The sequence below is a fragment of the Arthrobacter sp. TmtSoilC77 genome, from assembly GCF_059739415.1.
The window spans coordinates 2,446,914-2,459,596 of record NZ_AP046050.1; the positions used below are offsets into that span (position 1 = coordinate 2,446,914).

9 protein-coding genes are annotated in these 12,683 nt (G+C 63.4%); 6 read left to right on the forward strand and 3 right to left on the reverse strand.

Annotated elements, in window-relative coordinates; genetic code table 11:
* Positions 1-118 precede the first annotated feature (118 nt).
* A complete protein-coding gene (locus tag AC6I99_RS11260; protein ID WP_224164324.1) occupies positions 119-1,162 on the forward strand; it encodes an NAD(P)-dependent alcohol dehydrogenase in 1,044 nt (347 codons plus the stop codon).
* 82 nt (positions 1,163-1,244) lie between these two features.
* The gene (gene hrpB, locus AC6I99_RS11265) at positions 1,245-3,935 is read left to right on the forward strand and encodes an ATP-dependent helicase HrpB (protein ID WP_497961956.1); all 2,691 of its coding nucleotides are present in this window, start codon (positions 1,245-1,247) and stop codon (positions 3,933-3,935) included.
* A gap of 20 nt (positions 3,936-3,955) precedes the next feature.
* On the opposite strand, the gene AC6I99_RS11270 is transcribed toward hrpB, so the two are convergent.
* Entirely contained in the window at positions 3,956-5,653 is a 1,698-nt protein-coding gene (locus tag AC6I99_RS11270) for an amidohydrolase (RefSeq protein ID WP_497945090.1), read from the reverse strand.
* Complete coding sequence (locus AC6I99_RS11275; RefSeq protein WP_497945089.1) at positions 5,643-7,100, reverse strand: APC family permease; 1,458 nt, start codon at positions 7,098-7,100, stop codon at positions 5,643-5,645. Before AC6I99_RS11275 ends, AC6I99_RS11270 begins: the two co-directional genes overlap by 11 nt.
* A 155-nt stretch (positions 7,101-7,255) precedes the next feature.
* Between AC6I99_RS11275 and AC6I99_RS11280 the strand changes: the two genes are divergently transcribed.
* The 3 genes from AC6I99_RS11280 to AC6I99_RS11290 all read left to right on the forward strand — a co-directional run bounded on the left by AC6I99_RS11280 (position 7,256) and on the right by AC6I99_RS11290 (position 10,869).
* On the forward strand, positions 7,256-7,873 hold the full coding sequence (locus tag AC6I99_RS11280; protein ID WP_497945088.1) for a TetR/AcrR family transcriptional regulator C-terminal domain-containing protein: 618 nt from the start codon (positions 7,256-7,258) through the stop codon (positions 7,871-7,873).
* A 32-nt stretch (positions 7,874-7,905) separates the two neighbouring features.
* Positions 7,906-8,640 carry a M50 family metallopeptidase gene (locus AC6I99_RS11285; RefSeq protein ID WP_497960974.1) on the forward strand — a complete coding sequence of 245 codons (735 nt, stop codon included), beginning with the start codon at positions 7,906-7,908 and terminating at the stop codon, positions 8,638-8,640.
* Positions 8,641-8,784: 144 nt separating this feature from the next.
* Positions 8,785-10,869, forward strand: coding sequence for an elongation factor G-like protein EF-G2 (locus AC6I99_RS11290; protein WP_497945086.1), 2,085 nt, complete (start codon positions 8,785-8,787; stop codon positions 10,867-10,869).
* Positions 10,870-10,873: 4 nt separating this feature from the next.
* On the opposite strand, the gene AC6I99_RS11295 is transcribed toward AC6I99_RS11290, so the two are convergent.
* Complete coding sequence (locus AC6I99_RS11295; RefSeq protein ID WP_497945085.1) at positions 10,874-11,539, reverse strand: alpha/beta hydrolase family protein; 666 nt, start codon at positions 11,537-11,539, stop codon at positions 10,874-10,876.
* 112 nt (positions 11,540-11,651) lie between these two features.
* On the opposite strand from AC6I99_RS11295, the gene ligD reads away from it, so the two are divergent.
* Positions 11,652-12,677, forward strand: a complete 1,026-nt coding sequence (gene ligD / locus AC6I99_RS11300) for a non-homologous end-joining DNA ligase (RefSeq protein ID WP_224164331.1) — start codon at positions 11,652-11,654, stop codon at positions 12,675-12,677.
* Positions 12,678-12,683: the final 6 nt, after the last annotated feature.

Below are 12,683 nucleotides of genomic sequence, written 5' to 3' on the forward strand. Positions count from 1 at the left end.
AGGGGTTTTGGTCTCCCAAGGGAGTCCCTGTCAGTACCCCTAACAGCAGTAACTCCTTGCATTGTGGAAAAGAGGGTTAGATGGAAACATCCACTGATCTTCATCACGCAGGAGAAACATGCCTTCCGCTAACGCTTATGCTTCACCCTCGGCCACGGGCGACCTCACCCTGACCACCATCGAACGTCGCGGGGTTGGACCTCACGATGTCCACATTGACATCAAATTCGCTGGCATCTGTCACTCGGACATCCACACTGTGCGCGGCGATTGGGGTCCCCAGCAGTACCCGCTGGTCCCTGGCCACGAGATTGCCGGCATCGTTACCGAAGTTGGCCCGAACGTCACCAAGCACAAAGTCGGCGACCGGGTTGGTGTTGGCTGCATGGTCAACTCGTGCAAGGAGTGCCGGAACTGCTTGGCGGGCGAGGAACAGTACTGCCTCAACGGCAACGTGGGCACTTACGGAGCAATTGACCGTGACGGTACCGTCACCCAGGGCGGTTACTCGAGCAGCGTGGTGGTGAACGAGGACTTTGTCGTCACCATCCCTGAAGCGCTGGATCTCGACGTTGCTGCACCGCTGCTGTGCGCAGGCATCACGACTTTCTCCCCGCTGCACCACTGGGAAGCCGGCCCTGGCAAGAAGGTCGCGATCGTGGGCCTTGGCGGCCTGGGCCACATGGGGGTCAAGATTGCCCACGCCATGGGTGCCGAGGTGACGGTTTTGTCTCAGTCCCTGAAGAAGATGGAAGATGGCCTCAATCTTGGCGCTGACCACTATTACGCCACCAGTGATCCTGCCACGTTCGAGCAACTGGCAGGTACCTTTGACCTCATCATCAACACGGTCAGTGCTTCCATCGATATCAGCGCCTACCTGCAACTGCTGAGCCTTGACGGCACGCTGGTGAACGTTGGCGCGCCGGCCGAGCCGCTGCCCGTGAATGCTTTCGCCCTCATCGGTGGACGCCGCAGGTTCGCCGGCTCCATGATTGGCGGAATCCGCGAAACCCAGGAAATGCTGGACTTCTGCGCCGAGCACGGGCTCGGTGCCGAGATCGAGGTCATCCCCGCCAGCAAGATCAACGATGCCTATGAGCGCGTACTCGCCTCCGATGTGCGTTATCGCTTCGTCATCGACGCGTCCACCATTGGCTAGCACGCCGACCCAACAGCAAGACCACTGAAGGGGCCACGCCTCCTCGCAGCCGTCAGGTTGATCGAGGGGCGTGGCCTTTTTAGTGCAGGCAAGCAGGGACAATGGTGTGGTGACTTTTAGACTGGAGACCATTGGCGCAGGGCTGGTCTTCGCTGATTCCCTGGGAAAGCTCACCGCTGCGCTCAAAAGCCAGGGCGTCGGCGGAACGGTGGTCGTCCAGGCCCCACCCGGGACGGGAAAGACAACATTGGTTCCTCCGCTGCTGGCCAACCTCGTGGAGGAGGGGCGCCCGGGCCCGCCCCGCGTCGTCGTCACCCAACCGCGCAGGGTGGCCGCGCGTTCAGCCGCCCGCCGCCTTGCCTCTCTCGACGGCAGCCGTCTGGGCAGCCGGGTGGGTTATACAGTCCGCGGCGAGAGCAAATCGGGCCCGGACACTGTGGTGGAATTCGTCACTCCCGGCATTCTCTTGCGGCGCCTCCTGGCTGATCCGGGACTTGAGGGCACGCAAGCGGTGATCCTGGATGAGGTCCACGAGCGGGGCCTCGAAACCGACCTGCTGGTGGGCATGCTCGCGGAAGTCCAGGAACTCCGGGGCGACCTCACGCTGGTGGCCATGTCGGCAACCGTTGACGCGAAGCGTTTCGCCAGCCTGCTGGGGCAAAACGGGCTGGAGCGAGGCGGCTTGGGGGAGGCCGACGGCGGCGTGCCGGCTCCCGTCGTCGACTGTCCTTCCGTGCTGCACGCCCTGGAGGTCCAGTGGGTTCCGGCCCCGGGCCAGCGCTTGGACGATCGCGGCGTGGCATACAGCTTCCTTAACCATGTTGCCGAGACAACGGTGGCCGCCCATGAGGAAGCGCTCATGGAAAACCCCGACGTTGACGCTTTGGTCTTCCTCCCAGGCGTCCGTGAAGTGTCCGACGTCGCCAGCCGCCTCCGCGGGCGGGTCCAGGGCGGTGTTGAGGTACTTGAGCTGCACGGCCAGATCGGTCCGGATGCCCAGGACCGGGCGGTTTCGGGCCGGGAACCCGGCGGCCCTCCTCGAATTATTGTGTCAACGGCGTTGGCCGAGTCGTCACTCACGGTGCCGGGCGTCCGGCTCGTTATTGATTCCGGCCTGTCACGTGAACCGCGTCGTGACGCGGGCAGAGGCATGTCCGGACTGGTGACGGTGTCCTGCTCGAAGGCTTCTGCGGAGCAGCGGGCCGGCCGCGCAGCGCGCCAAGGACCAGGCAGGGTTGTCCGGTGCTACGACCAACAGGCCTTCGCTGCTGCGCCAGCACATCAAACCCCGGAGATTTCGGTGGCCGACCTCACCAGCGCCGCTCTGGTTCTCGCTTGCTGGGGAGCACCCGGGGGTCGGGGGCTTGCACTGCCCGACGCACCACCGCGTGCCGCTATGGATGACGCCGTCGAGGTCCTTCGGGAACTCGGTGCAGTGACATTGGAAGGAACGGTCACGGACCTGGGCAGGACACTCGCGAAGATCCCGGCAGACCCGCGGCTGGCCCGCGCGTTGCTGGACGGTTCCGCGCTGGTTGGCCGCCGCCTTGCCGCTGAAACCGTGGCACTGGTGGCCGGTGATCAACGCGCACCTGGTGCCGATCTCACAAAACTCCTGGCGGCAGTCCGTTCCGGATCAGACCCGGCAGCCCGACGATTCGCCGAGGACGTCAAACGGATGGAATCGTTCGCGCGTCAGGAGACCTCCGACGCCGTGAAAGCGCCCCTGGACGTTTCAGCGAGGGAAGCTCCGGGGTTCGTGGTCGCGTTGGCCTTCCCGGACCGTATTGCCAGGCGGGTTCCCGGCCAAGGGGCACCCACGTATCTGCTGACATCGGGCACCAGGGCTGGTCTGCCCGCAGGTAGCTCCCTGGCCGGTCATGACTGGTTGGCCGTGGCGGAGGTTTCCCGCGCCCAAGGCAGGGATGCCGCGGGCACGGGAGCCGTGATCCGATCGGCGGCGCCCCTGTCCGCCGAACTGGCGGTGGCTGCGGCGCCGGAGCTGTCGGTGGAGGAAGTAACGGCACGTTTCGCCCAAGGCCGGGTGACCGCCAGGCTTGAGCGGAGGCTGGGAGCCCTTGTGCTGTCCTCGACGCCCGTGCGCCCCAGCGTCGAGCAGGGCCGTCATGCTGTTGCGATTGCGCTGGAAAAGGCAGGACTCTCGATGATCGGGTGGTCCGCTGCGGCAGATGCGCTGCGCCGGCGTCTGGCCTTGTTGCACCGGGAGCTGGGCGATCCGTGGCCGGATGTCAGCGAATCCGCCCTGTTGGCCAGGTTGGATGACTGGCTTGCCCCGGAGCTCGAATCCATGGCCACCGGTACCCCGGCCGCCACGATTGACCTCACCGATCCACTCCGGCGCCTGCTCCCGTGGCCCGAGGCTTCCACCTTGGACAGCCTGGTGCCCGAGCGCCTTCAGGTGCCCAGCGGCTCGCGGGTGAGGATCGACTACCCCGAGGTCGCTGACGGCTCCGGGGGCCCGGAGCGAAAGAATGCGGAGCACGACGGCGGTAGCCCGGTTGTAGCGGTCAAGCTGCAGGAATGCTTCGGCTGGGACCGCACGCCCCGCCTTATTGGCGGAAGGGTACCGGTGCTTTTCCACCTTTTGTCTCCCGCAGGCAGGCCGTTGGCAGTAACAGCCGATCTCGCTTCGTTCTGGTCCGGGCCCTACTCCCGGGTTCGGGCAGAGATGCGTGGGCGCTACCCCAGGCATCCCTGGCCCGAAGATCCGTGGACGGCACTGGCTACGGCCAAAACCAAGAACCGCATGTAGCCCAGCCGATGAAAGAACTGCTAGGCAAGCCTTTCCAACATGAACTGGATCTCGCCGTCCACGAACGTGCCTACTACGCTGCTTGCGGCAAACTCATCCGGCGCCGTGGTCAGTGGGTCCCGCTCAAACGCGGTGAAGTCGGCGCGTTTGCCCACCGTGATCGAGCCCGAAACGTCCCACAGTCCTGCAGCCCGCGCCGCGTGCGAGGTGTAGCCCTCAAGCGCTTGGAGTGCGGTGAGCGCCTGGGCTGGTGCGATGGGCTCCTGCTCCGGATGTCCGGAACGGCGCCGCAACTGGGCGTCTGCAATGATCGGCAAGGGTGCGTACGGAGCGATCGGCCAGTCGGAGCCGATGCCCACGGTGACTCCGGCCTCGCGGAGGTCCCTGCAACGCCATGCGCGGTCGGCACGGACCTTGCCTAGCCGGGTGGACCAATTGTCACTGTGGTCAGCCGCGGAATAATGTGTGCAGTGCGTCGGCTGCATACTCGCCACGACTCCGGCGTGCTGGAAGCGTTCCACCAGCTGGTCGGGCACCGTTTCGATATGTTCAATCCTGTGAACTGTCTGGCGGAGCACGTCCGAGGGCACAACACCGCGGAGCGACTCCAAGGCGTCCAGGACATGTTCCACGCCGGCATCGCCAATGGCGTGTGTCGCCGTCGGGATTCCCCGGGAGGCAAAGTAGCGTACCGCAGCTGTGTATTCTTCCGGCCGTGGCCAGAATGGCGCAGTGGATTGGCCGTACAGGTCCGGCTCGTAAAGCCACGCCGTCCCATTGTCCACGGTTCCATCAACGAACAGTTTGATGGCCTCGACCGACCAGCGGCGTCCGCCGGTGCCTACAGTGCGGGCAAGCTGCTTCCATTCGGCCACGCCAGTGCCCGGCATGCACCACGGCGCACTCCGCAACCGCAGCGGCAGCTCACCGTCGGCTTCCAAAGCCTGAAGTAGAGCCGTCGACTCCTCGTCATGGTCCATGACGTGCCCGCCGGTCAGGCCGGACCGGGCGAAGTCCCGGAGCAAGACACCCAGGCGGGTCTTGCGGTCCTCAAAGGATTCCTTGGGAATGTGACGCTGCACCAGGTCAATGGCCGCCGCTTCCAGGAGCATCCCTGTGGGGACGCCGTCGGCGTCGCAGACCACCTCGGCGGACTGGTCGAATTCAACGCGGCCACTGATCCCGGCCAATTCCAGTGCCCGGCTGTTTGCCAACGCCGAATGCCCGTCGAACAAACGGATCATCGCCGGCCGGTCTCCGGAGACTTCGTCGAGCACACTCCGGTGCAGGGGTACTGGGCCAAACGCGTTCGGATTCAGACCCCAGGCACGCAACCAGCCGCCGTCGTCCGATGGCACTGGGCCCGTCATTGATTCTGGGCCGGTCGTTGATTCTGCGCCGTTCATTGATTCTGACTGCAGCAGCGCGCGTACTTCAGCCAAAGTCGACGCGCCGGACAGATCACAGCCGATGGTCAGGTCCAGGCCAAACACCGGGTGGATGTGGCAATCCACCAGGCCTGGCGTAAGTGTCGCACCGCCAAGGTCCACTACCCGGGTACCGGGCCCACGCCACTGCCGGGCATCCTCCCGGGTTCCGACGGCGGCTACCAACCCGTCGCGGACGGCAACGGCCTGAATGGCCGGTCGGGAACCGTTATCCGGGTGGTCGTCGAGCGTGTGGATGGTGTCGGCAAGGACAATGAGGTCAGGAGTCATGGGTTTCGAAGCTTCCAATCCGGGCGAAGATGTGAGGGCGGGCACTGCGCAATCTGCGGGCTGTCAGCAGGCCTGCCACGAAAACAAGGGGGGTCACCAACAGGAGGATGGTGTTGGTAAGGGCATCGGCGAAAGTCAACAGTTCGATGTTGATGGCGATCAGGGCAACCACACCGAAGAGCAGGATGGCTGAAGCGATGCTCAAAGGAATGAGCAGCCGGTTGGTCACGGCTTCCGGGTTGCGCCGAAGGTAGATGAAAGCTGCCACGGACACCAGTCCCTGCAACGCGACAATGCCGAAGATGCCGGGGGTGTTGACCCAGATCAGCAGCTCCTTGTAAGGATCGGCGCCGGCGATGGCGCAAATAATGATGACGACGGCTGCGAGGGCTGTCTGGATCTGTCCGGCGCGGTGCGGGGACTTGTACTTCGGATGGGTCCTCCCGAGGAAAGCGGGAAGGACGCCGTCCTTTGCCAGCATGTAAACGTAGCGGTTGATGGCATTGTGGAAGGCAAGCTGGGAGGCATAGACACTGGTCACGATCAGCACGTACATGACAACCTCGGCCCACGGACCCACGTAGTGATTGATCGTGGCGAAGAACATGCCGTCGGCCAACTCACCTGCAGCTGCCATCACGTCACCATCGCCGTAGGCCTGGATGACCGTCCACACGATGAACGCATAGAACACGGACATGAAGCCGACCGCGATGTAGGTTGCCCGCGGGATGGACTTGTCTGGGTTTCGGGCCTCACGGCGGTACAGCACGGTGGATTCAAAGCCCATGAAAGCGGCGAAGCAGATGGCAAGGATGGCCAGGACGCCAGGGGTGAACGCATGCTCGGGGGAGAAGGAGGCAAGGCTGATGCCTTGGGCGCCCCCGTTCGCCAGGATGCCGGCGCCCATGACGGCAAGGATGGCGGTCTCGGCAATGAGCAGGACACCCAGGACCTTTGCCCCGACGTCGATGCCCCGATAGCCAAGGAACCAGACGGCGGCGACGGCCATCAAGGCGACTGCCGGCCATGGTACGTCCAGGCCGAAGAGTGTTCGGAGCATGGCCTGGGTCTGGACTGCGAAGAGCCCGTAGACGCCGATCTGCAGGCAGTTATAGGAGACGATGGCGAGGATGGCGGAGGCCAGACCTACCGTTTTTCCCATGGCAAGAGTGATGTAGGTGTAGAAGCCGCCGGCTGCTTTGACGTGCTTGGTCATGGCCATGAAAGCCACAGCGAAGATCAAGAGAACGGCGCCGGCGATGACGTAGCCCATGGGGGCGCCAATGCCCCCGATGCCAATGGCCACAGGTGCCACGCCGGCCATCACGGTCAAGGGAGCTGCTGCGGAGATGACCAGGAATGCAATGCCGCCTGTGCCGATGGCATTTTTCTTGAGCCCGTTTCCAGCATCCGCTGCAGGAGGGCGGGTTTCGATTTCAGACATGGTGTCCTCGGAGATCTAATGCGGGGAGATTTGGGGGGGAGTCGATCGATAAGCGAAAGGCTTTCGTTTATCGTAGGGCCTTGTGATTGGGCGCACAATACCTTTGCCCAAACTTCTGGCTAGAGTCGTAACAACACATTGATTGGAGAACCCGAATGCCACGCCCGCTGGTTCCGCTGATATCCATCGACGCACTCGTCACGGCCGCCTTGGAACTGGTGGACGAGGCCGGGGACTTCAGCCTGCCCAAACTGGCCAAGAGGATCGGCGTCAGTCAATCGTCCATTTACAACCATGTCAGCGGCCGCGAACAAATACTGGAGCTGATGCGGGGACGGATCATCGCCGAGAGCCCTTACACGCTCCATGAAGGGCAGGACTGGGAGGACGCCCTCAGGGTCATCGTCCGCGCCTACCGGGACGCCTTCGCCCGGCACCCCCGCCTGGCGCCCCTGCTGGTCTTGCAAACTGTGCAGGACGATCAGGTGCTGGCTCTCTATGAGAGTCTGGCGGTCGCCTTGGAAAATGCCGGTTTCCAGGGACAGGATGTGGTTTCGGCCATCTCCACGATCGACAGTTTTGCCTTGGGATTTGCGTTGGACCTGGCCGCTCCCGACGTCGTGTGGGCCCCTCCCGTTGACGGCTACCCGGCCCTTACCCAGGCGTTAACGCACGCGGGTCCGCCGGACAAGCGGGGTGAAGCAGCCTTCGATTTCGGTTTGGAGATCCTGGTAGCCGGGCTCCGTTCACGCCTCAACTCCCCGGTGCCGTGAACGTTGCTGTGAACGGCGCTGTGAATCCCGCTGTGAATCCTTTACAAACCTGGTGGGCGGCTGTGGTCCGTGGCTTCACCGACGTCCACACGACGGCCGTGCCCCTATCTGCGTTGGTGGCGATTCTTGCCGCAGCAACCATTTTGAGCATCCCTCGAGCCACGTGGCGATGGTTCGGTCTCTACGTCACCTTCGTCCATGAGCTGGGCCACGCCTATGCCGCCCTCATGACGGGGCGATTCGTCCACAGCCTCCGCATCGGACTGGATCATTCGGGCCGCCTCGTCAGCAGCGGCCGGAGCCCCTTTGGTGCGGCCTGGTCAGGGTTCTGGGGATATCCTGCGCCCGCGGTAGTGGGACTTGCCTTGATTGCTGCGTTCGCCGCCGGCCGATCAGGGGCCGCAATGTCCGTAGGCGCCCTCATCCTGCTGGTCTCCCTGATTTTCCTGCGCAACCTCACAGGGATCCTCGTGGCGGTGGTCAGCGCAGCTATCGCCCAGCTTTTGGTCTTCTTCGGATCTCCCACCATCGTTGACTACGCTGTGCTGGCCTTGGGGATCGCCCTGTCAGTGGGTGCCGTGCGCGACCTTTTCAAGCTTGCCGGTGTCCATACACGGCGCCGGAACCGGCTCGCAGCGTCGGACGCCTACATCCTGAGCCAAACCACGGGTGTCCCATCATTCCTGTGGCTGACAGGATTCTCCGTAGTCATCACAGGAAGCACTGTAACCTCAGCATGGTTGTTGTGGGGCATGGTGCCGGCCTAGTACACGTTGGCCGCTTGGCCGGCGGCTCTTCGTCCGCAACTGGGTCTTGCCCTGTGGTCGCCTCAGGGTGTCCAATCCTCTTACACGTTCGAACCTTTCGACGCGTTCGAACTCCGAGCTTGGATACGACACCAGGAGGTGCTCATGTCCGCGAAGGGCACACGGGAGACGGCCAAAGCGGCCGGACCCGGTACACCCGAGTCCCGGCGAAGCGAGAACGGTACGGCTCTGGCGGCAAGCGATCCTGCCAAGATACGCAACGTGGCACTCGTGGGGCATTCAGGTGCAGGGAAGTCGATGCTGGTGGAGGCCCTGTTGGCGGCGACCGGGGCCATCACCAGGATGGGCTCGATCACCGAGGGGACTACCGTCAGTGATTCAGACCCTTCAGCCATCCACCAGCAGAGGTCCGTCACCTTGTCTGTGGCCCCGATACTGGTGGGCGAGGTCAAGGTGAACCTGATCGACACTCCGGGGTACACGGATTTCACAGGGGAATTACGAGCAGGGTTGAGGGCCGCCGATGCGGCCCTCTTTGTCGTGTCCGCCGTGGACGGCATCGACGGCGCCACCATCGCCTTGTGGGGTGAATGCGAGAAGATCCGCATGCCGAGGGCTGTCGTAGTCAGCCGCCTGGACCACCCCCGCGCAGACTTCAGCGCCGCCGTCGTGCGTTGCCAGGAAGCCTTCGGCGAGTCCGTTCTCCCGCTGTACCTGCCTTCCGGGGGAGAACTGGCAGGCGTGCTCCACGGAAGCAGCAATGATCCTGCCGTGGAGGAAGCACGCGGTCCGTTGATTGAAGGGATCATTGCCGAGAGCGAAGACGAGACGTTGATGGACCGCTACCTGGGCGGTGAAGAGTTGCCGCTGGAGGACCTCATCAAGGACCTGGAGACCGCTGTGAGCAGAGGCTCCTTCTTCCCGGTGATGGCTACCTCGGCGGAAACGGGTTTGGGGCTTCCCGAGCTCATGGCGCTGATGATCGATGCGCTGCCGTCGCCGCTGGAACGAACCGCACCCCCGGTGATGAAGCTCGACGGTTCGTCCCTGAAACCGCTGGACTGCGACCCCGCAGGACGCCTGGCTGCCGAGGTGGTACGGACGACTGTGGACCCGTTCCTGGGTCGCGTGTGCCTGGTCCGTGTTTTTTCCGGAACCCTCCGTGAAGATACAGCCATCCACATCGGCGGCAGGGGATTGGCTGACAGGGGACACGAGGACCACGACAGCGATGAACGCGTCACGCATCTGTACTCACCCGTCGGATCAAGCCTGAAAGCTGTCTCCCAGTGCATCGCAGGTGACATTTGTGCCCTCAGCAAGCTGGCAAACGCGGAAACCGGGGACACGGTCTCTGACAAGGACGCCCCCCTGCTGATCGAAACCTGGAACATGCCTGAACCGCTGATGCCCATAGCGATCGAAGGAATGTCCCGTAGCGACGAGGACGCGTTGGCCAAGAGCATAGGAAAGGTAGTCGCGGCAGATCCGACGCTTCGGGTGGAACGCAACCAGGACACGCACCAGCTGATCCTGTGGTGCATGGGTGAAGCGCATGCCGAGGTGATCCTGGACAGGCTGCGCAACCAGGGCGTCAAACTTCAAACCGTGGAGGTCATCACACCGTTGCGGGAGACCTTCGCCAGCAAGGCAGCCGGGCACGGCCGGCACGTCAAGCAATCCGGCGGACATGGGCAGTTCGCTATCTGCGACATCGAGGTCGAGCCCCTGGCGCGCGGGGAGGGGTTTGAATTCGCTGACAAGACGGTGGGCGGTGTCATTCCCGGTACGTTCGTCACTTCCGTGGAAAAGGGCGTCCGCTCCCAGATGCTGAAGGGCGTTTCGGCCGGGTTCCCCGTGGTGGATATCAAAGTCACCTTGGTGGGCGGAAAAACCCACAGTGTGGATTCCTCGGACGCAGCCTTCCAGGCCGCCGGCGCCTTGGCCCTCCGCGAAGCCGCGGCAACGGCCAAAATCCAGTTGCTTGAGCCCGTGTCAGCCGTTGTGGTCAGTGTCCCGGACGAGCATGTCGGGGCAGTGATGAGTGATTTGTCCGGCCGAAGGGGACGGGTGACAGGCACGACGGCAGCCAACGGCGAAGGCACTGAGATCACCGCCGAGGTCCCTGACCAGGAACTTCGGCGCTACGCCGTGGAACTTCGCGCCCTGACAGCGGGCACCGGCCGCTTCCGGAGATCCTACCTGCGCCACGAGCCGGTGCCGAAGTAGTTCCTCAACTGTTTTCCCTCATGAATCCTGCCACCGCGGGTGCAAGCGAGGCACCTATCTCGGCGGCACTGCGCTTGAGGCCCTTGACCACGAACGAGTGGTCTGCATTTTCGCTCCACTGGAGAGTCGCCGTCGTGCCTATCCTGGCCACCACAGACTCCAGTAGTTCCGGTGTCGCGAAGGTATCGCGGGTGCCCTGAAGAAACAGCATGGGCACTGTTATCCCGTAGAGGTGTTCATCGCGGAGCTTCTCCGGTTTGCCCGGCGCGTGGAGTGGATAACCGAGATACACCAGGCCACTCGCGGGCATTCCCTCAGCCACGGCCATGGAGGCCATCCGTCCGCCAAAGGATTTTCCCCCCGCCCACAACGGTTCATTGCCTGCGAGTTCCGCGGCCTTTTCCATGACAGCGCGCCACGTGGCTATGGCTGCCGGCGGGCGGTCAGGGAATCGTCGCCCGGCTTCCCGGTACGGAAAATTGAAGCGCAGCGTACTGACGCCTTCCTCCGCCATCGCTTCGGCAAATCCCTGCAGGAAGGGGTGTTCCTTTCCTGCTCCGGCGCCGTGGGCAACTACGAGGGTGGCGAACGACTTCTCCGGACAGACGTGGATTCCCGATACCTTGGTGTCTCCCATGGCAACAGTCAGGGCGGTTTCAGTGTTTGGCATGTATCCATCATGAAGCAGTTTGGCCTTGGAGCTGTCAGGCATACTCCCCGCCGCCCGAAAAAAGGAACGCGGGATGCTGACGTGAACGCCCTTGACGGGGTAGCTTGTGGCCATGGCGAGCGAATCAGCAACAGTCTCCGTGCCCGGTCCCGAGGGCCCCCGAGAAGTTCGGATTTCAAGTCCAGGCCGCATCATGTGGCCTGAGGCCGGGCTGACGAAACTGGACCTGGCAAACTACCTGGTGGACGTGGGGGACGCTTTTGTGGCTGCCAACGGCAACCGGCCCGTCAGTCTCCAGCGGTACTCGGGCAACATCGAGGGCGAAATGTTCTTCTCCAAGAACCCTCCCAAGGGTGCGCCGGACTACGTCCGCTCGGTCATGGTGACTTATCCGAGCGCGCGGACCCATCCGCAGTTGGTGATCGATGAACCCGCGGCCGCGGTGTGGGCAGCGCAAATGAACACGGTCGTTTTCCACCCGTGGGCTTCCCGTGCCAACGATCCCGATAACCCCGACCAGCTGCGAATCGACCTCGATCCCCAGCCTGGAACCGACTTTGATGACGCCATACCGGCTGCGCAGGAACTCCGTGCGTTGTTGGACGAAGCGGGGCTGACGGCCTTCATCAAGACCTCGGGCAACAGGGGACTGCATGTGTATGCGCCCATCCACCCCAAGCATGAATTCCTGGAAGTGCGCCACGCGGTGATCGCTGCCGGCCGGGAGTTGGAGCGACGGATGCCCGAGAAGGTCACTACAGCATGGTGGAAAGAAGAACGCGGCACCAGGATCTTCGTGGACTTCAACCAGGCCAACCGCGACCGGACGATCGCCGGCGCATACAGCCCGCGTGCCGTGCCAAATGCACAGGTATCGTGCCCGTTGGCGTGGGAAGAGCTGGAGAATTCCGATCCGGCCAAATACACCATCACCACTGTCCCGGACCGGCTGAAGACAACAGGTGACCCGTGGGCAACGATGCATGACAAGCCCGGAGACATCGACGTCCTGCTGCAATGGTGGGAGCGTGACGTCAAGAACGGCCAAGGCGAAATGCCGTTCCCACCGGAATTTCCCAAGATGCCGGGGGAGCCAATGCGGGTGCAGCCCAGCCGGGCGCGCAAGCAGGAGGAGTAAACGCAG

Excerpts from the sequence above, each read along its gene's own strand:
- AC6I99_RS11260 (WP_224164324.1), top strand. The coding sequence starts at position 119 with ATGCCTTCCGCTAACGCTTATGCTTCACCCTCGGCCACGGGCGACCTC.
- AC6I99_RS11290 (WP_497945086.1), top strand. The coding sequence starts at position 8,785 with ATGTCCGCGAAGGGCACACGGGAGACGGCCAAAGCGGCCGGACCCGGT.
- AC6I99_RS11275 (WP_497945089.1), bottom strand. The coding sequence starts at position 7,100 with ATGTCTGAAATCGAAACCCGCCCTCCTGCAGCGGATGCTGGAAACGGG.
- AC6I99_RS11295 (WP_497945085.1), bottom strand. The coding sequence starts at position 11,539 with ATGCCAAACACTGAAACCGCCCTGACTGTTGCCATGGGAGACACCAAG.
- ligD (WP_224164331.1), top strand. The coding sequence starts at position 11,652 with ATGGCGAGCGAATCAGCAACAGTCTCCGTGCCCGGTCCCGAGGGCCCC.
- AC6I99_RS11280 (WP_497945088.1), top strand. The coding sequence starts at position 7,256 with ATGCCACGCCCGCTGGTTCCGCTGATATCCATCGACGCACTCGTCACG.
- AC6I99_RS11270 (WP_497945090.1), bottom strand. The coding sequence starts at position 5,653 with ATGACTCCTGACCTCATTGTCCTTGCCGACACCATCCACACGCTCGAC.